21 protein-coding genes and 1 pseudogene are annotated in these 21,698 nt (G+C 75.1%); 13 read left to right on the forward strand and 9 right to left on the reverse strand.

Annotation, left to right across the window (positions count from 1 at the left end; all coding sequences use genetic code 11):
• Nucleotides 1–14: 14 nt before the first annotated feature.
• The 3 genes and pseudogenes from ACIQCH_RS29560 to ACIQCH_RS29570 all read right to left on the reverse strand — a co-directional run.
• Nucleotides 15–272, reverse strand: a pseudogene (locus ACIQCH_RS29560) (SDR family NAD(P)-dependent oxidoreductase); the annotation flags it as partial.
• 121 nt (nucleotides 273–393) lie between these two features.
• Complete coding sequence (locus tag ACIQCH_RS29565; RefSeq protein ID WP_402585858.1) at nucleotides 394–1,044, reverse strand: lysophospholipid acyltransferase family protein; 651 nt, start codon at nucleotides 1,042–1,044, stop codon at nucleotides 394–396.
• Nucleotides 1,045–1,120: 76 nt separating this feature from the next.
• The gene (locus tag ACIQCH_RS29570; RefSeq protein ID WP_402585860.1) at nucleotides 1,121–1,348 is read right to left on the reverse strand and encodes a hypothetical protein; all 228 of its coding nucleotides are present in this window, start codon (nucleotides 1,346–1,348) and stop codon (nucleotides 1,121–1,123) included.
• A 268-nt stretch (nucleotides 1,349–1,616) separates the two neighbouring features.
• Here ACIQCH_RS29570 and ACIQCH_RS29575 point away from each other — a divergent pair, with 268 nt between their 5' ends.
• Nucleotides 1,617–5,234 carry a hypothetical protein gene (locus tag ACIQCH_RS29575; RefSeq protein WP_402585862.1) on the forward strand — a complete coding sequence of 1,206 codons (3,618 nt, stop codon included), beginning with the start codon at nucleotides 1,617–1,619 and terminating at the stop codon, nucleotides 5,232–5,234.
• 93 nt (nucleotides 5,235–5,327) lie between these two features.
• On the opposite strand, the gene ACIQCH_RS29580 is transcribed toward ACIQCH_RS29575, so the two are convergent.
• Nucleotides 5,328–5,762, reverse strand: coding sequence for a VOC family protein (locus tag ACIQCH_RS29580; RefSeq protein WP_402585864.1), 435 nt, complete (start codon nucleotides 5,760–5,762; stop codon nucleotides 5,328–5,330).
• Nucleotides 5,763–5,821: 59 nt separating this feature from the next.
• The gene (locus ACIQCH_RS29585; RefSeq protein ID WP_402585899.1) at nucleotides 5,822–6,772 is read right to left on the reverse strand and encodes a helix-turn-helix domain-containing protein; all 951 of its coding nucleotides are present in this window, start codon (nucleotides 6,770–6,772) and stop codon (nucleotides 5,822–5,824) included.
• 118 nt (nucleotides 6,773–6,890) lie between these two features.
• On the opposite strand from ACIQCH_RS29585, the gene ACIQCH_RS29590 reads away from it, so the two are divergent.
• The 5 genes from ACIQCH_RS29590 (at nucleotide 6,891) to ACIQCH_RS29610 (ending at nucleotide 10,384) form a co-directional block, all read left to right on the forward strand.
• The gene (locus tag ACIQCH_RS29590) at nucleotides 6,891–7,808 is read left to right on the forward strand and encodes an oxidoreductase (RefSeq protein ID WP_402585866.1); all 918 of its coding nucleotides are present in this window, start codon (nucleotides 6,891–6,893) and stop codon (nucleotides 7,806–7,808) included.
• Between the two features lie 75 nt (nucleotides 7,809–7,883).
• Entirely contained in the window at nucleotides 7,884–8,342 is a 459-nt protein-coding gene (locus ACIQCH_RS29595; protein WP_402585867.1) for a VOC family protein, read from the forward strand.
• A gap of 60 nt (nucleotides 8,343–8,402) precedes the next feature.
• Nucleotides 8,403–8,897, forward strand: a complete 495-nt coding sequence (locus tag ACIQCH_RS29600; protein WP_402585901.1) for a MarR family winged helix-turn-helix transcriptional regulator — start codon at nucleotides 8,403–8,405, stop codon at nucleotides 8,895–8,897.
• A gap of 132 nt (nucleotides 8,898–9,029) precedes the next feature.
• Nucleotides 9,030–9,521, forward strand: coding sequence for a hypothetical protein (locus ACIQCH_RS29605; protein ID WP_402585868.1), 492 nt, complete (start codon nucleotides 9,030–9,032; stop codon nucleotides 9,519–9,521).
• Nucleotides 9,518–10,384 (forward strand): NmrA family NAD(P)-binding protein, encoded by an 867-nt coding sequence (locus ACIQCH_RS29610; RefSeq protein WP_402585869.1) that lies wholly within the window; start codon nucleotides 9,518–9,520, stop codon nucleotides 10,382–10,384. The genes ACIQCH_RS29605 and ACIQCH_RS29610 overlap by 4 nt, the downstream gene beginning before the upstream one ends.
• Nucleotides 10,385–10,418: 34 nt before the next feature.
• Here the strand turns inward: ACIQCH_RS29610 and ACIQCH_RS29615 are convergent, their stop codons facing one another.
• Nucleotides 10,419–11,150, reverse strand: coding sequence for an SDR family NAD(P)-dependent oxidoreductase (locus ACIQCH_RS29615; RefSeq protein ID WP_402585871.1), 732 nt, complete (start codon nucleotides 11,148–11,150; stop codon nucleotides 10,419–10,421).
• Nucleotides 11,151–11,344: 194 nt separating this feature from the next.
• Between ACIQCH_RS29615 and ACIQCH_RS29620 the strand changes: the two genes are divergently transcribed.
• Nucleotides 11,345–12,805: an FG-GAP and VCBS repeat-containing protein gene (locus ACIQCH_RS29620; RefSeq protein WP_402585873.1), complete on the forward strand. Its 1,461-nt coding sequence runs from the start codon at nucleotides 11,345–11,347 to the stop codon at nucleotides 12,803–12,805.
• A gap of 117 nt (nucleotides 12,806–12,922) precedes the next feature.
• On the opposite strand, the gene ACIQCH_RS29625 is transcribed toward ACIQCH_RS29620, so the two are convergent.
• Nucleotides 12,923–13,186, reverse strand: a complete 264-nt coding sequence (locus tag ACIQCH_RS29625) for a helix-turn-helix domain-containing protein (protein WP_402585875.1) — start codon at nucleotides 13,184–13,186, stop codon at nucleotides 12,923–12,925.
• A 97-nt stretch (nucleotides 13,187–13,283) separates the two neighbouring features.
• Between ACIQCH_RS29625 and map the strand changes: the two genes are divergently transcribed.
• The 3 genes from map (at nucleotide 13,284) to ACIQCH_RS29640 (ending at nucleotide 15,995) form a co-directional block, all read left to right on the forward strand.
• On the forward strand, nucleotides 13,284–14,051 hold the full coding sequence (map, locus tag ACIQCH_RS29630) for a type I methionyl aminopeptidase (RefSeq protein ID WP_402585877.1): 768 nt from the start codon (nucleotides 13,284–13,286) through the stop codon (nucleotides 14,049–14,051).
• Nucleotides 14,052–14,359: 308 nt separating this feature from the next.
• Nucleotides 14,360–15,571, forward strand: a complete 1,212-nt coding sequence (locus ACIQCH_RS29635) for a serine hydrolase domain-containing protein (protein WP_402585879.1) — start codon at nucleotides 14,360–14,362, stop codon at nucleotides 15,569–15,571.
• A gap of 124 nt (nucleotides 15,572–15,695) precedes the next feature.
• Nucleotides 15,696–15,995: a hypothetical protein gene (locus ACIQCH_RS29640; RefSeq protein WP_402585881.1), complete on the forward strand. Its 300-nt coding sequence runs from the start codon at nucleotides 15,696–15,698 to the stop codon at nucleotides 15,993–15,995.
• Nucleotides 15,996–16,194: 199 nt separating this feature from the next.
• Here ACIQCH_RS29640 and ACIQCH_RS29645 read toward each other — a convergent pair whose 3' ends face one another.
• Nucleotides 16,195–17,034, reverse strand: a complete 840-nt coding sequence (locus ACIQCH_RS29645; RefSeq protein WP_402585883.1) for a hypothetical protein — start codon at nucleotides 17,032–17,034, stop codon at nucleotides 16,195–16,197.
• A 313-nt stretch (nucleotides 17,035–17,347) separates the two neighbouring features.
• Here ACIQCH_RS29645 and ACIQCH_RS29650 point away from each other — a divergent pair, with 313 nt between their 5' ends.
• Both ACIQCH_RS29650 and ACIQCH_RS29655 read left to right on the forward strand, forming a co-directional pair.
• Entirely contained in the window at nucleotides 17,348–18,091 is a 744-nt protein-coding gene (locus tag ACIQCH_RS29650) for an SDR family oxidoreductase (protein ID WP_402585885.1), read from the forward strand.
• A 92-nt stretch (nucleotides 18,092–18,183) separates the two neighbouring features.
• Nucleotides 18,184–19,020, forward strand: a complete 837-nt coding sequence (locus ACIQCH_RS29655; protein ID WP_402585887.1) for a class II glutamine amidotransferase — start codon at nucleotides 18,184–18,186, stop codon at nucleotides 19,018–19,020.
• A 38-nt stretch (nucleotides 19,021–19,058) separates the two neighbouring features.
• Here the strand turns inward: ACIQCH_RS29655 and ACIQCH_RS29660 are convergent, their stop codons facing one another.
• Nucleotides 19,059–19,715 carry a hypothetical protein gene (locus ACIQCH_RS29660; protein WP_402585889.1) on the reverse strand — a complete coding sequence of 219 codons (657 nt, stop codon included), beginning with the start codon at nucleotides 19,713–19,715 and terminating at the stop codon, nucleotides 19,059–19,061.
• A 191-nt stretch (nucleotides 19,716–19,906) separates the two neighbouring features.
• Between ACIQCH_RS29660 and ACIQCH_RS29665 the strand changes: the two genes are divergently transcribed.
• The gene (locus ACIQCH_RS29665) at nucleotides 19,907–21,517 is read left to right on the forward strand and encodes a tryptophan halogenase family protein (protein ID WP_402585891.1); all 1,611 of its coding nucleotides are present in this window, start codon (nucleotides 19,907–19,909) and stop codon (nucleotides 21,515–21,517) included.
• Nucleotides 21,518–21,698 lie beyond the last annotated feature (181 nt).

The following is a 21,698-nucleotide window of genomic DNA, read 5'->3' on the forward strand; positions in this document are numbered from 1 at the left end:
CATGACCACTCGTGGACGTCGAGGCGGCCGTACCGGTCGAGGGCCGTGTCCGTCAGACGCCGGAGGTCCTCGCGGCGCGTGACGTCGACGAGGACGCCGGTGGCGGTGCCGCCCCGTGCGGTGATGGTGTCGACGACGGCGTTCAACCGGTCCTCGCGGCGGGCTCCGAGCACGAGGCGGGCGCCCTGCTCGGCGAGGTGGGTCGCGGTCGCCGCGCCGATGCCGCTGCTGGCGCCGGTGATCGCGACGACCTTGCCCCGGATACCCGACATGATCAGCCCTCCTCGTGGGGTGCGCGCAGCCTCGGGCGGTGCCGAACACCGGCAGCAGGCGGAGCGCCTGCTCGACCTCACCCTGGACGGCCTCGCGGTCCGGCCGTGAGGGCACGCGCCGTCAGGGCCGGCAGTCCACCTGCACGGCCGCCGTCCGCCATGCGGCGGTCACCGCGGAACGGGCGCGCGCCGTGCTGGTGGTGAGGTCGTCCGTCAGGACGAGCGGCCTGCCGACGTGCACGTGCAGCCTGGGGCGGCGTACGGGGGCCGTCACGAGGCCGGCGAGCTGCTTGGGCCCGCTGCCCGAGGTCAGTCGGCGGGCCCCGGCCTGACCGACCGGCACGACGGGTGCTCCGGTGCGCAGGGCGAGCCGGGCCAGGCCGGTGTGGAAGGTGCCCGGGGCGGCTTCGCCGGCGTCCTGACGACGGGGCAGGCCTCCTTCGGCGTAGATGAGGACGTGGCGTCCCTCCTGCAGGGCTCGGGCCGCCACGTCCAGGGCGGCTGCGGCGTCCCGGCTGCCGCGGTGCACGGGGACGTGACCCTCTCGGGCGAGGGCGCGTCCGAGCACGGGGATCCGCCACAGGCCGGCGGCCGCCATGACGACCGGCTGGATGCCGAGGCGGCGCAGGGCGGCGAGCACGACGGCGGGGTCCGCGAGGGAGGTGTGGTTGGCGGCGAGGATGCTGCCCGGTGCCGGTGCGGAGCCGGTGTCCGTGCTCGTCGACAGACGGCCGAAGACGGGCACGACGGTGTGGGCGAAGCGGCTGAGCATGGACGGCTCCCGAACTGATGGTGTGGTCGCCGTCATCGTCGCCGGCCGGCCGGCACCGGGTCGTGGGGCGGCGTACTCATTCCTGGGGGCTCATGTGCTCAGCCGGCAGCGGGGGCGTCCGACCGGACGGGTCGTCACCGGGGGAGGGCGGAGCGGTTTCGGGCCAGTTCTCGGCGGTGAGCGTCACGCCGTCCTCGACGTTCTCCGCGGACAGCGTGAGCGGGCCGAACTCCGGGTTCACCGGGAGGTCGTACCCGGGCGGAGCCTGTGTCTCCAGCCAGTAGTACGTGCCCAGGGGCGCCACGAGGACCGTGTCCGGCGGAGTTCACGAGGTGACATGGCACGACATGATCGAGCCGGGTGGGTGGGGCGGGACGATGACACTCCCGTGCGGCGGTGTTCGGTGCGTGCGACCACCCGGACGGGTTTCGGGGAACGCGGTGGCCGGTACCGGGGAGTGCGGGGCCCGCCGTGCCGTCACACCGGTTCGGGGTGGCGGGAGTTCACCGCCGCATCGCGGCCGCGCCGGTCGTCGGAGGGTGATGTCCGACCCGGTTCCTACCATGGCGTCCATGAGCACCACGCACAGCAGTTCGACCGCGCGGACGTTGCGGGACCTCCTCGCCCTGCCCCGTGAGGAGCCCCGCCCGGTGGCCGCGGGCGCCGCGGCGCGGGCGGTCGCGCAGGCGCGCCCCGCCCGGACCGTCGCGGCCGCCGTCGCCGCCGCGGGCGGACCGGACGAGGACGCCGCCCGGCGGCTGGCCGCCCTGGTACGGGACCACCTCGCGGGCTCCCCCGGGCGGTGGCTCGGCGTTCACGACGCGCTCGCCGCCCACCGCACGACCCTGCCCGAACTGCTGGCGGACGTACCGCCGCCCGCGCCGCCCGCCGCCCCGGACGTCATACGCGCGCCGGCGCCGCGCAGCGTCCAGGCCACCCTCGCCCTGCTGCTGGAGCACGCGGTGCCGCAGGACGCGGCCGCGGCCCTCGCCGTGTTCCCCGACGACACCCTGGAGCTGCTGCTCGCCACCGGGCCCGTCCCCGGGCCGGTGCTCACCGACGCCGTCACGGGGCACGGCGACACCCGGACCAGGACCGCGCTCGCCCGCCACACCCGGCTCGACGCCCGCGTGCTGGCCCGGCTGCTGGGTACGGGGGACCCGCGGGTCGGGGCCGCGGTCTACCGCAACCCGCGCGCCACCCAGACGCTGCGCCGCACCCTGGCGGGCCGCTTGGACGAGCTCCCCATGGACGAGGGCCTGTACGCCGAACTCACCGACCCGGCGGGCGAGCTGCCGAGCACCTGGCTCGCGCCGCTGCTGGTGTCCGGCGACCCGGGTCTCACGGCCCGGGCCGTGGCCGGGGCCCGCGGCGTCGCGCAGCAGTACGCGTTGGTCAGGGTCTGGGAGCGCACCGGCCCGGACGCGGTGCGGGCCCTGGTGGACGACCCGGCGGTGCGCGCGCACCTGACCCCGCCGGTCCGCTCGCGCGTCACCAAGTCCCTTGCGGCCGAGGACGGTACGGGGGCGGCGCTCGCGGCCCTGCGCGCCCGCTGCGAACCGTACGGGGACCCCGCGCGGCTGCCCGCGCTGCTGGCGGCCACGCGGCGCACGAGCACGCTGCGCGTGCTGCTGGCCGAGCCGTACGCGTACGACCTCCGGGCCCTGTCCGAGGCGCACGCGAAGACCCCCTTCATGCCGAAGGCGACCGTCGAGCTGGCCCGCCACGAGGACGCCGACGACGCCCAGCGCCTCGCCTTCCGCCTGAGCACGCTCAACGACCCGTGGCAGGGCGGCGGACGACGCACCGGCAACACCACCCCGCCCGCGCGACGCCTCGCCGACGAGACGCTCGACGACAGGGCGTCGCTGTGGGCGGAGGGCATGGCGGCGGCCGGCCTGCTCGACCCGGCCGACCTGGTCTCCACCGCCCGCCCCGCCGTGCACGCCGTGGGCGCACTGCAGGCGCTGGCCCGGCGGAAGCTGCTGGGCGGAGCGGTCCTGGCCGGACTCGCCGAGCTGGCCGAGGGCGCGCTCGGGGAACGCCCGGAGGCGTGGGCGGCGTTCGAGGCCCTGCTCCCCCGGCACGGGGGCACCCTGCACGAGGTGATCACCGAGGCCGGGAAGGCCGAGGCCGCCCCGGACGGCGGCATCGCGTCCGCCGCCCCGGACGACGGGGGTACGGCTGCGGCCGCCGAGGCGCCCGAGCGGCCGCGCACCCCGTACGAGCGGGCCGCGCTGGCCGCCCTCGACGTCCTGCGCCGCTGCCTCGCCGGCGGCGGGGCCCCGGCTCCCACCGATCCCGGCGTGCTCTTCTTCCTCGCCGCCCACGGGGACGAGGACGCGCCCGGCCTCGCCACCCCGCGGTGGCTGTCGCAGGCGTGCGCGGACCACGGGGTGCGGCCGCCCTACACGCGCGGGTGGTCGGTCGCGCCCACCCGGGAAGGGGCGCGGGCGGAGTTCCCCGGTCTCACGCCCTCCACCGCCCGGTCCGTCGCCGTCGCGTACGAGCAAGGGATCCTGACGGTGGCGGACCTGCTCGACGGGCTGCCGGCGCAGTGCCTGCTCCCACTGCCGGGCGACTGGCGGCGGCAGGCCTTCGCCACTGCCTGGCGGGCCGGCGTCGCCCGCCTGCTGCGCACCGAGCTGGGCGCCGACCCGGACGCCTGGCTGCGGCTCGCGGGGACGGTGGCCGCCGCGGGCGGCGGCGACTGGGACACGGGCCGTGGTGGACTCACCTGGCCCGAGCTGGTGCGGCTGGCCCGGTGCCGGGAGTCGGACGGCACCGGGACCGATGAGACGGACGGCATCGGGGCACGGGCCGGGACCGGCGAGGCGCGCACCGCCGGGGCCGGGGCGCCGGCCACCACGGCGCGGCGGCCGCTGGGGCGGTGGAAGTACGGGCAGCCCACGCCGCTGCCGGCCACGCCCGAGGAGGCGGTCCGGCAGAGCGGGCGCGGCAGCCACCTGTGGCTGTGGCCCATCGGCACGATGTTGTGCATGGCGGACGCCGACACCGTCGACGCGGTCCTGCCCCGCCTGGGCCCGGACGGGCCCTGGTTGCTGGCGGCGTACCTGCTGCGCCACGAGCGGACCCCGCGGACCGTGCTGGACCGGCTGCTGGCCGGGCGCGACCCCAAGGCCATGTACGTCCTCGCCGCCGGCACCAGGCGCCTGCCCGCCGGTACCGCGGACCGGCTGGCCGACCTGGGCGATCCCGAGGTCGACCACTTCCTGCTCGCCGAGAACGCCCCCGAGCCGGTCCGCCGGCGGATCGTGGGCCGCTCCCGGGCCGGTGGCGCGGAGCGTTCGGAGCAGCTGGGAAAGCTGGTCCTGGAACGGATGCCGGACGGTCCGTGGGGGCAGCCGGCCGGGTCGCTGCGCTGGCTGGCCTCGGCCGAGCCCGACCTGATCGAGGTGGTGCTCACCCGCTCGCCCGAGCTGAACCTCGTCCAGCAGCTCACCGGCTGCCTGCACCTGGTCGAGCTCGGTGGCCGGGACCGGCTGGCCGCGCTCGTGGCGCGCGGGGTGCTCGGCCGGGCGGCCACGAAACTCTGCGCGAAGGCCCTGGCGTCCGCGGACCCGGCCGCCGTCGTGCGGGCCCGCCTCGCCCTCGAGATCGACCCGGTCAAGCTCGCCGCGAAGCTGCGTGCCGCCTCCGGGACCGGGGCCGACCCGTACCGTCGCATCTTCCCGCACGCCCCCGACTGGGACGTCCTCGCCACCGAGCACGCGAAGGATCCGCTGCCGCAGTGGGAGTGGCTGGTCCGTAGCCCGGACGCGCCCCTCGAGCTCCGGCTCCGCCATCCCGAGCTGGCGCCGGAGCCCGGACCCGACGGACTGCCCGAGGGGCCCGAATTCACGCGGGCCCGCAGCCGTTTCGGCCTGGGAGGGCTCTCCCGTGCCCCGCTGGTCGTGCAGTTCGACGGGCTGCTCGCCTCGGGCCACCTCCGCGCCCGCGACCTGCTGGAGGTGGCGGCCCCGGCCGTGCTGGTCCTGTCCTACCTGAGCTCGGCGCGGCTCCGCGCGGACGCCCCGCCGGAAGCCGCCGCCGCTCTGGAGGCCCTGGCGGACCTGGTCGAGCGCCGCCTCGGCAGGGATCCGCAGGCGTGGGAGCGGGTCGTACGGCGGCTGACCGGCCGCGACCCGGGGTGGGACGCGATGTCCCCGGTGACGGCGCTCCTGGCCTGACGGGGCGTGCCGGGGGGTGGGACGGCGAGAGTGCTCGCCGTCCCGCGTTCCGGGTACCCGTCGGCGTCCGCGCCCGCGTCTTCCGGAGGATGCTCAGTCGAGGCAGAACTCGTTGCCCTCGACGTCCTGCATGACGATGCACGACTCGTTGACGCCGTCGGCCCGGAGCAGGCGTACCTGCACGGCGCCGAGCGCGACCAGGCGCGCGCATTCGGCCTCGAGCGCGGCCAGGCGCTCCTCGCCCACGAGTCCGGTGCCGACCCGCACGTCGAGGTGCACCCGGTTCTTGACGGACTTGCCCTCGGGAACGCGCTGGAAGAACAGCCGCGGGCCGACGCCCGAGGGATCCACACAGGCGAACGCCGACCCCTGGCGCTCGGCCGGCAGCGCGCGGTCGAAGTCGTCCCACGTGGCGAAGCCCTTCGGTGGCGGCGGTACGACGTACCCCAACACCTCGCACCAGAAGCGGGCCACGCGCTCGGGCACTGCGCAGTCGAAGGTGACCTGGAACTGCTTGATCGATGCCATCCGCGCACCCTAACAAGGGTGATCCGGCCGCTCGTTCGCCCGCTCGTCGCGTCGACGGTTCAGGAGGGGGCGGCCTGCGCGGCGAGGACGGCATCAGCGGTCTTCGTACGGGCGTACAGGACGGTGCGGCCGGTGCGGTGGGCGGTCACGAAGCCGGCGTCGCGCAGGGCGGACAGGTTCTGGGAGACGGCCGCCATGGAGGCGCCGGTACGGGCGGCCAGTTCGGTGGTCGTGGCCGGTGCGTCGAGCGTGGTGAGGAGCAGCGTGCGGGTGCGGCCCAGCACGGCTGCCAGGGCGGCGGTGCCGGTGGCCGGCCGGGGTTCCCACAGGGTTCCGGTGCCGCGGGCGCGGTAGGCGAGTTGGGGCGGGTCCGGGGGCGCGACCCGGGTCGACAGGCCCGGGCCCTTGAAGGCGCACGGGACCAGCAGCAGTCCGCTGCCCGCGGTCGCCCGGGACAGGGTGTGCGGGCGGCGGACCAGGCGCAGGACGTCCTCGTGCCAGCTGGCCAGCGGGTGCAGGTCGTCGAACAGGTGGCCGGCTCCCTGCTCGGCGACCTGCCGGGCGCGGTGGCGGACGTCGGCGTCGAGCAGCGCCCGGATGCGGGCCCAGTACGGTGCGAGGGCCAGCTCCCAGTACGCCTGGATCTCCTCGGCGAGTTGCTCCAGGCGGCGCGGGTCGGCGTGGAGCGCGCGGAGCCGGTCGCCGAGGGCGCCCCGGTGGTGGCGCAGGTGGTCGAGGTCCCGCCGTAGCCGCTCGGGCGGGGTCGCCGTGATCGTCGCCAGTTCGTCGGCCGGTGTCGGGGCCGGGCCGGGCGGTGCGGGGTTGAGGAAGTCGGGGACGTAGCCGGAGGGCGGTATCAGCTCCGACAGCCATCCCCGGTCCAGCCCGGCGACCGCGAGCCGGTGCCGTACCTGCTCGAGCCAGCGGCGGTGCACCGGGTCCGCGGCCCCGGTGCGGAGCAGCCGGAAGCTCGTCCCGACCTGCCACATCGGGGAGACGACGAACCGCATCCGTGCGAGGTCCCCCGCCGAGAAGGAGAGCTCCGCCACCGGGTCCGTCCGCTCGGTCGAGGATTCGCGTCCACCTGAATCGATGGCGCCGAGCGTACCGTCTGAAGATCCTTCCGGCATGACTGTCCTGGAGACGAACACCGCCGCCGCAGCGGCATCGGGCACGTGGACGCTGGGTGACCTCACGGTCCGTCGGATCGGCTTCGGCGCCATGCGCCTGCCGCAGACCGGCACGGCACTCGTGCCCGGTGCGACGCCGCGCGACCGCGACGAGGCGATCGGCGTCCTGCGCCGCGCCGTGGAACTCGGCGTCGACCACATCGACACCGCCGCCTTCTACTTCTCCCCGCTGCGCTCCGCGAACGAGCTGATCAACCGGGCGCTGGCGCCCTACCCGGACGACCTCGTGATCGCGACCAAGGTCGGGCAGCCCCGCGACCCGTCCGGCGCCTGGCTCCCCCACGCCGGACCGCGTGAGCTGCGCGGGCTGGTCGAGGAGAACCTGCGCCAGCTGGGCCGCGACCACCTGGACCTGGTGAACCTCCGCGTCGTCGGGTCCGCCTCGGTGGCCGAGCGGTTCGGCGTACTGGCGGAGTTGCGGGAGGCGGGGCTGATCCGGCACCTGGGCCTGTCCAACGTCACCCCCGAGCAGCTCGCCGAGGCGCGGGAGACCGCGCCGGTGGTGTGCGTGCAGAACATGTACGGCCTCGGGGTCCGCCCCGACCAGGACGCCTTCGTACGCCACTGCGGCGAGCAGGGCATCGCCTTCGTGCCCTTCTACGCGCTCGCGGCCGACGGCCGGCAGGCCGGGGCGACCGGGCGCGAGCACGAGGCGGTCCGGGCGGTGGCCCTGGCGCGGGGCGTGACGCCGGCCCAGGTCCGCATCGCGTGGACGCTGCACCAGGGGCCGCACGTGCTGGCCATCCCCGGCACCGGCGACCCCGCCCACCTCGAGGCCAACGTCGCCGCCGGCGCCCTGCGCCTCACCGACGGCGAACTCGCCCGGCTCGAGGCGGTCCACCGCGGCCGGGCCTGATGCCCCGGCACGGCGCCCGCGCGGCACGCCTCCGCGGTCGCCTCCCGGCCTCGTGCCGGGGCGTACCGTGACCGCATGGAGCAGCGCATCACCCTGGTCACGCTGGGGGTTTCGGATCTCGCCCGCGCCAAGGACTTCTACCGCGCGCTGGGTTGGCGGGGGCAGGAGGTCGAGGAGACGGTCTTCTTCCAGGCGGGCGGCCTGGGCCTGGTGCTGTGGGACCGCGGCAAGCTCGCGCGGGAGTGCGGACTGGAGGCGGGGCCGGGGCCGGGGCCCGTGCCGGCGGTCGGGTTCGGCGGGATCGCCCTGTCGCACAACGTCCGCTCCGAGGCCGAGGTGGACGCCCTGCTGGCGGTGGTGGCACGGGCCGGCGGGACGGTCACCAAGCCCGGGGCGGTGAACACCGTCGGGTTCTACTCGAGCGCCTTCGTCGACCCCGACGGCCATGCCTGGGAGATCGCGCACAATCCCGGGATCCCCTTCAACGAGGACGGCTCGATCACCCTCCCCGACTTCGGCGGCAGCGGTCCTTGACCGGAGATGTACTTAGGCGCCATATTATTCCTCGTGACCCAGCATCCCGAGGCCGACCCCATGGCGCCCACGCTCGACCAGGCTCGCCGCCAGATCGCCCGCTACGGCCTCACGGCCGATCCGCAGGCGGTGCTGGTCGCGGCGCGGCTGATGGCGGCGGGCGCCCGGATCGGGCAGGCCGGCGAGGTGCACTTCGGCCGCTTCGGCCTCTCCACCGGCCGCTACCGACTGCTGGCCGACCTGGAGGACCACGACGGCGAGAAGTCGCCGTCCCAGCTCGCGGCGAGCCTCGGCGTGTCCCGGGCCACCGTGACGGGCCTGGTCAACGGGCTGGAGCAGGAGGGGCTGGTGGCCCGCCGGCCGTCCACGGAGGACGGGCGCGGCAGCGTGGTGATCCTCACCGCGCGCGGGGCCGGCACGCTGCGCGAGCTGGCGCCCGAGCACTTCGCCCGGATGCAGGGGCTGGTCGGCGGACTGTCTCCCGAGGAGCGCACCACGTTCCTCGACCTGCTCGCCCGGGTGGTCTCGGGCATCGACGCGCTCACCGACGACTGACCCGACGACCGACGCGACGACCGACCCCGTCCCGGCGGGCCGCCCGCGGCTCGCCCTTTCTTTCCCCCCAATAGTTAGGCACCTAATCATCAATGGTGAGGTGGCTAAGGACCTTGTTCGAGAGGACGACTGATGACGAGCAGGAAGGCTCCCGGCGCTCCCCCGCCCCCGAGTCCGTGGAGGGAGGTCCTGGTCGCGTACGCCATGCCCGCGGCGACGGCCGGTCTCGGCGGCGCCGTGACCGGGCAGCCGCAGCTGGTGGTCGCGGCGCTCACCACCATCGGCGGCACCTCCGCCCTGGTGACCGCCGCCCTCGGCGCCGCGCTGCGGCGCCGCCCCCTGCGCACCCGGCCCGCCCGGACCCCGCGCGCATTCGCGGCCGCCGCCTCGGGCCTGACCGCCGCGGCGCTCGGCCTGGCCGTCGGCCTCGCCGCCGCCCACTGGCTGCCGTACGTCCCGGCCCTCGCCGACAGCCCGTGGCCGCGCCGGCTACCGGTCGACCTGCCGGTCTCCTCGGCGATCGCCACCGCCATCTCCACCTGGCGCCGGCGGGGGAGCGGCCCGGCCCGCGCGCCGCAGCACCGACTCCCCGTCACGCCCCGACCCGAAAGGCAAACTTCATGATCGTCATCATGGGCGCCGGTGGCGCCACCGGCGGCGCCACCCTGCGCAGCCTCGCCGCCCTCGGCGTACCGAGCCGCGCCCTGAGCCGCGACCCCGCCCGCCTGACCTCCGCCCTCGACGCGCACACGCTCGCCCGGACCACGGCCCTCCCCGCCGACGCCGCCGATCCGGAGTCCCTGCGGGCGGCCTTCCGCGGCGCGCACCAGCTCTTCCTCACCATGGCCAACGGCCCGCACCAGGTCCGGTACGAGCTCGACGCGATCGACGCGGCCGTCGACTGCGGCGTGGCGCACATCGTCAAGGTCTCCGCGCCGGCCGCCGAACCGGACTCCCCCGTCGCCGTCTCGCGCGGCCACCACCTGGTCGAGGAGCGGCTGCGGTCCTGCGGCGTCACCGCCACCGTGCTGCGGCCGTACGCCTTCATGCAGAAGCTGCTGCTCCTGGCGCCCGGCATCGCCGCCGCCGGGGTCGTGCACGGCGCGCTGGGCGGGGCGCGGTGCAACTACGTGGACGTCCGGGACATCGGGGACGCCGCGGCCGAGGTCCTCACCCGTCCGGAGTCGGCCGGCGGCACGTACCCGCTCACCGGCGGGCGGGCCTACAGCCACCCGGAACTCGTGTCGCTGCTGGGCGAGTTGCTCGGCCGGCCGGTCCGCTACGTCGACCTGGGCCCGTCCGAGCTGCACGCCCACCTGGTCGACCGGGCCGGGATGCCGGACTGGCTGGCGGCCCACGTGGTGGAGATCCAGCAGCTCGCGGTGGCTCGCGAGGAGGCACCGGACGACGCGTTCCGCCGCCTCGTCGGGCGCGCCCCGCGCACCCTCGAGGACTTCCTCGTCGAGAACCTGCACCGGTTCCGCTGACCCGCCGCCGCGGGTCAGGCCGGCCCGGCGCACGTCAGACCTGGCGGGCGCCGCCGTCCACGAAGAGTTCGACCCCGGTGACGTAGCTGCTCTCGTGCGAGGCGAGGAAGAGCGCGGCGGCGGCGACCTCCTCGGGGCGGCCGGGGCGACCGAGGGGGACGCGGGCCGTCGCGGCCTCGACGACCTCGGCGGGGGCCCCGGCCAGGGAGGGGGTGGCGATCGGGCCGGGGCTGAGGGTGTTGACCCGGATCCCGCGAGCCGCCAGTTCCAGGGCCATGCTGCGGGCCAGCGAACGGACGGCGGCCTTCGTGGCGGCGTAGACGCCGAAGCGCGTGGACCCGGCGGCACCGGCGGCCGAGCCCAGCAGGACGATCGAGCCCCCGTCCCGGAACAGGGGCAGTGCACGCTGGACGGTGAAGAAGACGCCCTTGAAGTTCAGGTCCGACGTCACGTCGAACTGGTGCCGGGTGACATCGGCGAGTCCGGCCGACGGGCCGCCGCCGGCGTTGGCCACCAGGACGTCCACCGGACTGCCCGCGGCCGCCACCACCTCGTAGAGGCGGGCGAGGTCGGCCTCCCGGGTCACGTCGCCCGGGACGGCGGTCACCGCGCCGCCCAGGGCGTCGGCGGCCGCGGCCAGTTCCGCCTCCCGCCGTCCGGTGAGGAAGACCCGGGCGCCCTCCCGGACGAAGCGGTGGGCGATCGCCAGGCCGATGCCGGTGGAGCCACCGGTGACCACCGCGACCTTGCCGTCGAGCAGCCCCACGCGTCCTCCGCACCGTTCGGGCCCCTGACGAAGCGGGCGGCCGGGTGGGCCGAGGTTCGGGCAGCGGCCCGACGAAGTCAAGGGCGCAAGGAGTACCGGTCGTCCGGGCGGGATCCGCGGGGGCGTACAACCCTTTCGGGGGGCCGGGGGTCTTGGGGGTGTTCAGCTGATCGAAACACCTAGGGGGAACGGACGTGCGACGCCACATCCGTCACGCCGTCGCGATCGCCGCGGCGGCCACCACGCTCACCGGAGGCCTGCTGGTCTCCACCGCTACGCAGGCCGCGGCCGCCGCCCCGGGTCCGGCGCCCAGCCGGTTCTCCGACGACTTCAACGGCGACGGCGTCCACGACCTGGCCATCGGCGCCCCCGACGCCACCGTGAACGCCACGGGCACGGACGGGGCCGCCACGCAGCTGCCGGGCGCGGGCTACGTCACCGTCTCGTACGGCGGCCGGTCCGGCGCCCAGAAGAGCGGCCTGAAGGTCCTCACCCAGAACAGCCCCGGAGTACCGGGCGACGCCGCCCAGGGCCGGCGTTTCGGTCAGGTCCTGACCAACGGCGACTTCAACGCCGACGGTTACGCGGACCTCGCCGTGGGCGCGCGCGGCGACCAGGTCAGCCTGCTGTGGGGCAGCCCCACCGGCCTCAAGGGCGGCACCCTGATGCCCGACCCGCAGCGCCGGCCCGGCTTCGGCACCGTCCTGAAGGCCGGTGACTTCACCGGTGACGGGAAGACCGACCTGGTCGTCGGCTACCAGACCTCCCTCTGGCTGTTCCGGGGCCCCTTCAAGGCGGACGGTACGAGCGCCACCACGCCCAGGAAGCTGGACCTCGGCCGCAACTACCCCGTCTTCGAGGAGGGGCTGGCACAGGCCCGCATCGCCGTCGGCCGCATCGACAGGGGTTCCGCCGACGACCTCGTCGTCCTCGGCGAGCGGCGGATGGACGGCCCCATGCGCGGCCGGGTGCTCCTCGGCGGGTCCTCCGGCCTCCGCATCACCCCGGTCACGATCCGCGGCGGCAACAGCGTCGCCGTCGCGGACTTCGACAAGGACGGCTACGGCGACATCGCGGTGGGCGACGCGGAGAGCCAGATCGACACCGACTACGCCGCGGGCCTGGTCCGGGTCAACTTCGGCACCTCGACCGGTGTGAGCGACCGGCGCGGCGTCCGGACGTTCACCGAGGACTCCGACGGCATCCCCGGCACCGTGGGCAAGGCCGACCGCTTCGGCGCCTCCCTCGCCGCGGCCGACCTCAACCTCGACGGCTACCCCGAGCTGATCATCGGTGCCCCCGGTGAGCGGAAGCCCACCTGTGAGCACTGCTACGTCAGCGGCGGCGGCTTCTACGTGCTGAAGGGCACGGGCAAGGGCGTCACCGGCAGCGGTGCCGCGTGGTACGCGTACAACGCCACCGGTCTGCCCCGCCCCGCCGGCACGTTCCGCATCGGCTCGCAGCTCAAGGTCACGGACCTGAACAACGACAAGCAGCCCGAGCTCGCCGTCCCGGTGGCGGCGACCACGCCGGCGGTCTGGTCGGTCGGCACGAAGGCCGGCAAGGTCGCCGGGACCTCGGCCACCCGCGTCGTGGAGGCGCCGGTCGACTCCCAGGTCCTCACCGGCAGGGAATTCGGCGTGCTCGCGCACTGACGGACTCCCTGAGGACGACCCGGGGCCCCGGGGCCGCGCACCGCCACGGCGGGCCGCCGCCCCGGGGCCCCGGCCGTTTCGGCCCGGCCGTCGCGCGCGCCCGGCGGACGGCCGGGCTCACGCGGCGCGGGGGGCCGGGAGGGGTGCGCAGCGGCGGACGAGGTCGTCCATGGAGAGGCCGAGCGATGCGGCGAGGGCGGCGACGGTGAAGAAGGCGGGGGTCGGCGCCCGGCCCGTCTCGATCTTGCGCAGGGTCTCGGCGGAGAGGCCGGCCGCGGCGGCGACCTCGACCATGCTGCGACTGCCCCGCGCCTCGCGCAGCAGCCGACCGAGCCGTTCGCCGCGCTCGCGCTCTTCGGGGGTGAGGGGGGTGCGGACCATCCCCCGATTCTAATACCGGACGTCCTCCTCGACCCCGTCCGCGGGCTCCGTCGCCGCACCCCGCGACCGGGATTCTTATACCGGTATAGTTATTGGCATGGTGGAGCTGAAGACCGAACGTCAGATCGACGAGATGCGGGCCGCCGGGCGGGTCGTCGCCCGGGCGCTGGCCGCCGTACGGGAGGCCGCGCACGTCGGGGTGTCGCTGCGGGAGCTGGACGAGGTGGCCCGGGACGTGCTGCGGGCGGCGGGGGCGGACTCGCCGTTCCTCGGCTACCGGCCGTCCTTCGCCCCGACGCCCTTCCCCGGGGTGATCTGCGCCTCCGTCAACGACGCCATCGTGCACGGCGTCCCGGACGGGTACCGGCTCCGCGACGGGGACCTGGTCAGCGTCGACTGCGGCGCGAAGCTGGCCGGCTGGGTCGGCGACGCGGCCGTCAGCTTCACGGTCGGCCGGGAGCGGGCCGAGGACCGACGACTGATCAGGACGGCCGAGGCGGCCCTGGCCGCAGGCATCGAGCAGGCCAGGCCGGGGAACCGGATCGGCGACATCGCGCACGCCGTCGGCACCGTCTGCCGGGCCGCCGGATACGGCGTGCCCGACGGCTTCGGCGGCCACGGCGTAGGACGCTCCATGCACGAGGACCCGGGCGTGCCCAACGAGGGCCCGGCGGGGCGCGGCATGCGGCTGCGGGCGGGGATGGTGCTGGCGATCGAGCCGATGGTCATCGGGGGCGGCGGGGACGACTACGTGACGGCGGGGGACGGCTGGACCCTGCGCACCACGGACGGCAGCCGGGCCGCGCACGCCGAGCACACGGTGGCCGTGACCACGACCGGCCCGCGCGTCCTGACGGCGGCCTGACCCGCCTGGATCCCGGCACGGCGCGGACCGGCCGGGGCCACCTCTCGTAGGACAGCGGCCGTCGTCGGTCGGCGGCAGCCCTCGGTCCGGAGTCGAACGCGACCGGCCCCGTGGGCCCTTGGCGCGATCGGAGAACACGCACCGACGGCCGGTGCGGGGTGGGGACAACCCCCGGGTGGACGCGGGCGTCAGCGGGATGGGGAACGGGGGCCGCCGCCCGGCAGGGTGGGGCGGGAACGACGGGAACGCGGCGGCCGCCCGGCAGGTGGGGGCGCGAACGACGCGGATTGAAGGGGCAGGAGCGATCGGTGACAGCACGGGCACGGGCCACGGCACTGTTGGCGGGGATGTGCGTGGTGGCGGTGGCGGGGATCTTTCCCGCGTCCGCGCAGGAGCGCGCGGGCGCTCCCCAGGGGGGTGCGGGGGCCGAGGGGCGTGTGACGGCCCGGCCGGCCGCCGGCCTCGAGGCGGCCCTCGAACAGACCGTCAAGGACGGGTTCCCGGGGGTCGTCGCGTACGCCCGGCGCGGCGAGCGGGAGTCACGGCTGGCGGCCGGGCTCGCGGACCGGGCGAGCGGCGAGCGGGCCCGGCCGGGCCAGCGGTTCCGGATCGCCAGCAACACCAAGGCCTTCGTGTCGACCGTGCTCCTGCAGCTGGAGGGCGAGGGACGGCTCTCGCTCGACGACAGCGTGGAGCGCTGGCTGCCCGGCGTGGTCCGGGGAGCCGGCAACGACGGGCGGGCCGTGAGCCTCCGGCAGCTGCTCAACCACACCTCGGGGATCTACGACCCCACCGAGGAGCCGGAGTTCTTCGCCCCCTACCTGGAGCGTCACGAGTGGGGCTACGTGTACACCCCGCGGGAGGTGATCGCGCGCGCGGTCCGGCACGCCCCGTACTTCAAGCCCGGCAAGAACGTCAGGTACTCCAACACCAACTACCTGCTCGCCGGTCTGGTGATCGAGGCGGTGACGGGGCACGGCGCGCCCTCCGAGATCCGTCGGCGGATCCTCGCCCCGCTCGGCCTGAAGGACACGTCCTTCCCGCTGACCGACCCGGAGGTCCACGGCCCCCACCTGCACGGCTACGACCTGGCGGGGCGGGACGTGACCCGGTTCAGCCCGTCGTACGACTGGACCGCCGGCGCCATGGTCTCCACGGTCGACGACCTGGCCCGCTTCCACCGGGCCCTGTTCGGCGGCAGGCTGCTGCGGCCCGCGCAGCAGCGCGAGCTGCTGACCACGGTGCGGTTCCGCGGAAAGCCGGCGTACGGCCTCGGAGTCCAGCGCGGCAAGGTGACCTGCGGATCGGGGCGGAAGGCCGAGCGGGTCGGCGTCTGGGCCACGGACGGGGCCGGACCGGGCTTCATGAGCATGGCCCTCACCACCGCGGACGGCGAGCGGCAGTTGGTGTTCGCGGTCAACCTCTACGACCTCGGCGCGGAGCTGAAGGACAAGGTGCCCTTCCCGCTGGGGACCGGACTGGGCGAGATCCAGAAGGCGGCCCTGTGTGCCCGAGCATGATCGGCGGAGCTGCGGCGTTGCTCGGCGCCGTGCGGTGGCGGGTCGGTCTACCCTGGCAACAGCGGAGCTCCCGCGCCTGTCACGAGGCGGCAGGAACCACGAGGGGCTGAGCCCGGAGGGTCGTATGAGCTGGGCATCATGGACCACCCGCGGCGTCTTCGCCGGACGCGGCGGAGTGCGCACCGACGAGGCCGGGATCCTGGACGGCGAACTCGACGTCCACACCACGTGGACCGAGTCCGACGGTCTGGCCCACGTCACCGTGCAGTACAGCGGGGGCTCGCACTGGCTGACGCTCTCGGGCAGCCCCGTCGCGTGCCCCAGCGAGGACGCCAGCCGCGCCCTGCACGACGCGGTCATCGAAGCCGTCCGCGCCGAAGGCCCCACGGTCCTTCCCGCCGTACCGCCGTGGGCCGCCACCTGAGGACCGTCTCCGGTGCTGAGCCGGTGCTGAGCCGGTGCTGAGCCGGTGCTGAGCCGGTGGTGATCCGGTGGTGGACGGGCCGACGCGTGCCGGCGGGCGAGGACCGAGGCCTCCTCGGCCCACGGGCTGCGGGAGCGCAGGCGGCTCGGCGTGCGGGTCCGGGGGCGGCCGGCGTGCCGGGAGCGCGGCCGGACGGGGCTCACGGGCGTTCGAAGTACTGCATGACGCCGCCGACGGAGAAGCACAGGGCGCCGGTGAGGGTGCCCCAGTTGGCGACGTTGACGTTGACCATGCTCCCGGTGGCCGGGTGGGTGAACGCGGCGAGGGCCGAGATCATGAAGAGCACGGATCCGAGCTGGTTCACGGCGACGATCCACCAGCCGAGGTCGCGCGCCAGGACCCGGATCCGGCCGTGGCAGACCTCCATCAGGGCCAGGTGCCCGGAGACCAGGAACAGCACGCAGCCCACCACGTCGGGCACCCAGATCAGCCGGTTGACCTGCTGCGCGCTCAGCCCGTGCAGGAACGAGTCCACCAGGTTCACGCCGAACACGAGCGTGCCGGTGAACAGGAGGAACGCGCTCAGCCAGTCCAGCCGCATCGGTTCGAAACTCCACCATCGCCAGCGGTGGGTGACCAGGCCCCGGTGCCCGACCCGGTGGCGGGGGGCGTTGACCACCTGGAGGAGCGAGGCGTAGCCGCCGGTGTTGAAGAAGAGGCCGCCGGCGAAGTAGACCGAGACGCTCTCCACGGCGTCGCCCGAGCCGAACAGGGCGATGCCGGCACCGGCCGCGAACAGGGCCCCGCCGATGACGAAGGCGGTCGCCGCCACGGCGTTGAGCCGGCGCAGGCGGCCGATCGCGACCTCGTCGGCACGGGCGTGCCGGACGGGGTCCGTGCCCGGGGCACGGATGGCGAGCGCTCCTCGCCGCCGTGCCTGCCGTGACTCCCAGACCGCCGTCCCGCCGTCGGGCAGCGTCCAGGTGACCCGGGTGGCGAAGGGTCCTACGCCTTCGACGTGCTGCTCAGGTCGCCCCACGGACCGAGCCTAGATCACGGGGCGGGCCCGACCCGTGCACGAAATGCCCCCGGAAGGCGGGACGGAGGCGGGGAGGGTGGCCAGGATGTCCGCGAGGGTGGATCCGGCGAGGGAGTCCCGCCGGGCCTCGTGGGCCTCGGCCATCTTCACGGCGATGATGCAGGTGGTGCGGCACTCGTCCGCCGGCGGCGCCCCCGGCCCTGCTGCCGGATCTCCCGGCACTCGTACGGTGAGGACGCGCCGTCGACGGCCCCGACCATCTGGAGCAGCGAGATCTCGGCGGCGGGCCGGGCACGACACGAGGAGGATGACCATGCGGATCGCAGTCGCCGGCGCGACCGGCAACATCGGCGCGCTGACCAGCGAGGCCCTGGAGCGGGGCGGACACGACGTCGCACGCATCAGCCGTTCGCTGGGCGTGGACCTGTCGAGCGGTGCCGGGCTGGACGAGGCCCTGGCCGGGGTCGACGCCGTCGTCGACGCGACCAACGCGCCGGCCGGGGACACCGCCGAGACGGTCGCGTACTTCGGCACCACCACGCGGAACCTGCTCGCGGCCGAGGAGCGTGCCGGGGTCCGGCACCACGTCCTGCTGTCGATCGTCGGGATCGAGCGGACCGAGGGCAACGCGCACTACGCCGGCAAGCGCGAGCAGGAGCGCCTGGTCACCGCGGGGGCGGTGCCGTGGACGGTCGTCCCCGCCACCCAGTTCCACGACTTCGCCGCGATGGTGGCCGACTGGACCGAGCAGGACGGCGTCGCCACCATCGCGCCGCTGCTCGTCCAGCCCGTCGCCCCCGCGGACGTCGCAGCGGTCCTCGCCGAGATCGCCGCCGGCGGGCCGAAGGGCCGGTACGCCGACGTCGCCGGGCCCGAGACGCAGGACCTGGTCGACATGGCCCGCCGCACCCATCGGGCGCGGGGCCGGACGGTCAGGCTCGTGCCCACGTGGTCGGGGCTCTTCGGTCCCGAGATGGCCGGCGACGTCCTGCTGCCCCGCGAAGGCGCCCGCATCGCGCCGACGACCTTCGAGGAGTGGCTGGCGGAGCAGCGCTAGGCGCGGCGGAGGGGCGGGGGCGGGGGTGGTCCCGTCCCCCGTGGCGATCAGGGCGGGTGCGGGCGAGACTGGGAGGGATATGGGGTGATCACATGTGTCGCTGGCTCGCGTACTCGGGGACTCCTGTGCTGTTGGGCACCATCCTCTACAAGCCCGCACACTCTCTGATCGACCAGAGTCTGCACTCCCGTCTGGGGGTGGAGACGACCAACGGCGACGGGTTCGGCATCGGCTGGTACGCGGAGGAGGACATCGCGGCGCCGGCGGTCTTCCGGGACACCGGACCCGCGTGGAACAACCGCAACCTGCGGGAGATCGCGGACCACGTGCGCTCCCCGCTGTTCTTCGCACACATCCGCGCGTCCACCGGTACGGCGGTGCAGCAGACCAACTGCCACCCGTTCCGGCACGGGCGCTGGATGTGGATGCACAACGGCGCCGTCGCCGGGTTCCACGAGCTGCGCCGGGACCTCGCGCTGCGCGTCGACCCCTCCCTCTACGCCGACGTCGAGGGGACGACGGACAGCGAGATGATGTTCTTCCTGGCGCTCACCTTCGGTCTCGACGAGGACCCGCCGGGAGCCGTGGCGCGCATGGCGGGCGTGGTCGAGGCGGTCGGCAGGGAGCACGGTGTGGCGGACCCGCTGCAGATGACGGTCGCCGTGACGGACGGCGAATCGGTATGGGCCTTCCGCTACTCCAGCCGGCACGAGTCCCGGACGCTCTTCTACAGCACCCGGGTGGACTCCCTGCGCAGGCTCCACCCCGACCTCGAGTTCCTGCGCGAGGTGTCCGACGAGACGCGCCTCGTGGTCTCCGAGCCCCTGGGCGACCTGCCGGGCGCCTGGAACGAGGTGCCCGAGGGCACCTACGGCATCGTCCGGCCCGGCCACGACGCCATCCACGAGTTCGCCCCCGCGCCGGTCTGAGGCCCGACGCGCCGACTCCCCCGGAGGAGCCCGACGCGCTAACTCCCCGGGAGGAGGCTGACGTTGCCGCCGTCGGTGCGGGTGCGGATCCTGTGGGGGGAGTCGGGGGCGGTACGGACGCGGACGCTCTGCTCGCCGCCGTCGGAGGAGGCGTCGACGGCGTAGGTGCCGTCCGGGAGGCGGAGGACGACGTTGCCGCCGGAGCTGTCGACGTCGACCGCGTCGGGGGCGTCGGCGAAGCCCGCGGTGACCCTGCCGCCGTCGGAGCGGGCGGTGAAGCGGCCGGCGACGGCGCGTTCCACGACGATGTTGCCGCCGTCGCTGTCCAGGGTCGCGGCCAGGGCCTTCGGCACCTCGACGCGGTAGTCGACCTGGCAGGTCGAGCCGCCGATGCCGCTGCCGCCGCAGTCCTTGGGGGCGGTCAGGGTCAGTTCGCCGTCCCGCTCCCGGTGCGTGGTGAGGGGCTTGTCGCCGTCGTACTTCAGGCTCTCGGTGACCTTCACGCCCCGGCCGCTGCCGACCACGACCTCGATGGTGCCGCCGGACGTCTTCACGTTCAGCGAGGTGACGGCGGACTCGACGGTGTAGCTGGCGGAGTCGGTGGTGGCACTGCCCATGCAGCCGGAGAGGAGCCCTCCGGCCGTCACGGCGGCCAGCGCGTACACGGCCGGCTTGGTACGGAACCTGCGCTTCATCGGTGTCTCCCTAGGGCTGCGGTCGGGCGGCGGCACGGCTCGCGGGCTCAGGGTGGCCGGGGGTCCTACGACGTTCCTATGAAAAACCTGTACGCGGCGGACGGACCGCTACAGGACACCTATAGGAGCCCGGGTGAAGCTGGCAGCCCCAGCCCGCGCCCGTCCGCGCCGTCCGCGAGGAGTGCCGCCGTATGAACAGCCGACGCATCGAGAAGGTCGTCGTCCTCGGCGGCGGCGCCGACGGGTGGATGACCGCCGCCCATCTGGCACGGGCGCTGCGGGGCACGGTCGGGATCACCGTGCTGGAGGCCCCCGGTGACGCCCCCGTGCCGGGGGCGGTCGGGATGGCGACGCTGCCGCCGTTCCACCGGTGCTTCTTCGACCTGCTCGGCGTGAACGAGGACGCATGGATGCGGGCCTGCGGGGCGACCTTCCGGACGGCGACGCGGTTCGTCAACTGGCGTACGGAAGGGCCCTGTTCGGCCGAACCGCGGGAGCTTCCGGGCGGCGGCCCCGACCACTTCTACCACTCGACCGGGCTGCTCCCCGACTGCGACGGGCTGCCGCTGTCCTCGTACTGGCTGCTGCGCACCCGCGAGGGGCGCACCACCGAGCCCTTCGACTACGCCTGCTTCCGCGAGCCGCCGCTGATGGACGCCCGGCTGGCGCCCCGCTGGCTCGACGGCCGGGCGGCGACCCGGTACGCCTGGCACCTGGACGCCGCCCTGCTCACCGGGTTCGTACGTCGGCTGGCCCTGCGGGAGCCGGGCGTGTGCGCCGTCGCGGGCCGCTTCGCGGGTGCCGAGCGGGACGGGCGCGGCTTCGTGACGGCCGTGCGGACCGACGACGGGCGCCGGTGGGAGGGGGACCTGTTCGTCGACTGCTCGGGCTCCGCGGCCGCGCTCCTCGGCGGGGAGCTGGACGAGCCCTTCCTCGACCTCTCCGGTGAACTCCTCTGCGACCGGGCGGTGGTGGCCCGGGTGCCGCACGCCGACCGGTCCGACACCGTCGACCCGTACACCTCGGCGGTGGCGGTGCCGTCCGGCTGGGTGTGGCGGACCCCGCTGCGCGCCGGATTCACCACCGGGCACGTGCACCACAGCGCGCTGACCACGCCGGAGGAGGCGGTGGCCGAGCTGGACGCGCTGTGGGGCGCCGACGCCGCACGCGGCGGGTTCGACGTGGTCGGCCTGCGGGTGGGCCGGGTCCGGCGCGCCTGGGTCGGCAACGTCGTCGCGGTCGGCACCGCGGCCGGCTCGCTGGGGCCGCTGCAGCCGACCGACAGCCACTTCCTGGTCTCGGCGCTGCACCGGCTCGTCACCCACTTCCCGGACCGTGACTTCGACCCGGCGCTGGCGGACGGGTACAACCGGGACACCGAGGAGGTGTTCGAGGAGTCGCGGGACTTCGTCCGGGCGCACCTGGCCTTCGCTCCGCGGACGGACACGGCGTTCTGGCGAGCGGTCAAGGAGCCGGAGCTGCCGGCCGGGCTGCGCCGCAAGACGGCCGGCTACCGGGCGGGGCTGCCGGTGGTCCCGGCCGCCACGGACGAAGCGGCGTACTACGGGGCGGCCGGCCGGCCGGAGGCGGAGCTGCGCACCGTCTGGACGGACGGGCACTACTACAGCATCCTCACCGGCCTCGGGACGGAGCCGGCACGGCCGCTGCCGGCGCTCGCCCACCACGTGCAGCGGGCCGCGGCCGCGGACGAGGTGTTCACGGCGGTCAAGCGGCAGCAGCGGATCCTGCTGGACACGTTGCCGACGGCTTATGAGTGTTTGAAGCATCTGTACGGGGGGTGAGGCGGGAATCCGGGGTCGCGGTTCGGGGACGGGGGGCGGGGTGGGTGTGGGGTGGGGTGGGCGTGGGGTGGGGTGGGCGTGGGGTGGGGGCTTGCTCTGGCTTCGTGGGGCCGTCCCGTGGTGTGTGGGTCCCCTCGCCTCTTGACCCGTCATGGCCTGCAGGCCCTGCGGCAGGCCCACC

It is taken from the genome of Streptomyces sp. NPDC093225 (assembly GCF_044753805.1).
Taxonomy (GTDB): Bacteria; Actinomycetota; Actinomycetes; order Streptomycetales; family Streptomycetaceae; genus Streptomyces.

Excerpts from the sequence above, each read along its gene's own strand:
- ACIQCH_RS29590 (WP_402585866.1), top strand. The coding sequence starts at position 6,891 with ATGACTGTCCTGGAGACGAACACCGCCGCCGCAGCGGCATCGGGCACG.
- map (WP_402585877.1), top strand. The coding sequence starts at position 13,284 with ATGGTGGAGCTGAAGACCGAACGTCAGATCGACGAGATGCGGGCCGCC.
- ACIQCH_RS29650 (WP_402585885.1), top strand. The coding sequence starts at position 17,348 with ATGCGGATCGCAGTCGCCGGCGCGACCGGCAACATCGGCGCGCTGACC.
- ACIQCH_RS29585 (WP_402585899.1), bottom strand. The coding sequence starts at position 6,772 with ATGCGGTTCGTCGTCTCCCCGATGTGGCAGGTCGGGACGAGCTTCCGG.
- ACIQCH_RS29565 (WP_402585858.1), bottom strand. The coding sequence starts at position 1,044 with ATGCTCAGCCGCTTCGCCCACACCGTCGTGCCCGTCTTCGGCCGTCTG.
- ACIQCH_RS29605 (WP_402585868.1), top strand. The coding sequence starts at position 9,030 with ATGACGAGCAGGAAGGCTCCCGGCGCTCCCCCGCCCCCGAGTCCGTGG.
- ACIQCH_RS29660 (WP_402585889.1), bottom strand. The coding sequence starts at position 19,715 with ATGAAGCGCAGGTTCCGTACCAAGCCGGCCGTGTACGCGCTGGCCGCC.
- ACIQCH_RS29575 (WP_402585862.1), top strand. The coding sequence starts at position 1,617 with ATGAGCACCACGCACAGCAGTTCGACCGCGCGGACGTTGCGGGACCTC.
- ACIQCH_RS29665 (WP_402585891.1), top strand. The coding sequence starts at position 19,907 with ATGAACAGCCGACGCATCGAGAAGGTCGTCGTCCTCGGCGGCGGCGCC.
- ACIQCH_RS29610 (WP_402585869.1), top strand. The coding sequence starts at position 9,518 with ATGATCGTCATCATGGGCGCCGGTGGCGCCACCGGCGGCGCCACCCTG.
- ACIQCH_RS29655 (WP_402585887.1), top strand. The coding sequence starts at position 18,184 with ATGTGTCGCTGGCTCGCGTACTCGGGGACTCCTGTGCTGTTGGGCACC.
- ACIQCH_RS29640 (WP_402585881.1), top strand. The coding sequence starts at position 15,696 with ATGAGCTGGGCATCATGGACCACCCGCGGCGTCTTCGCCGGACGCGGC.
- ACIQCH_RS29595 (WP_402585867.1), top strand. The coding sequence starts at position 7,884 with ATGGAGCAGCGCATCACCCTGGTCACGCTGGGGGTTTCGGATCTCGCC.
- ACIQCH_RS29600 (WP_402585901.1), top strand. The coding sequence starts at position 8,403 with ATGGCGCCCACGCTCGACCAGGCTCGCCGCCAGATCGCCCGCTACGGC.
- ACIQCH_RS29580 (WP_402585864.1), bottom strand. The coding sequence starts at position 5,762 with ATGGCATCGATCAAGCAGTTCCAGGTCACCTTCGACTGCGCAGTGCCC.
- ACIQCH_RS29625 (WP_402585875.1), bottom strand. The coding sequence starts at position 13,186 with ATGGTCCGCACCCCCCTCACCCCCGAAGAGCGCGAGCGCGGCGAACGG.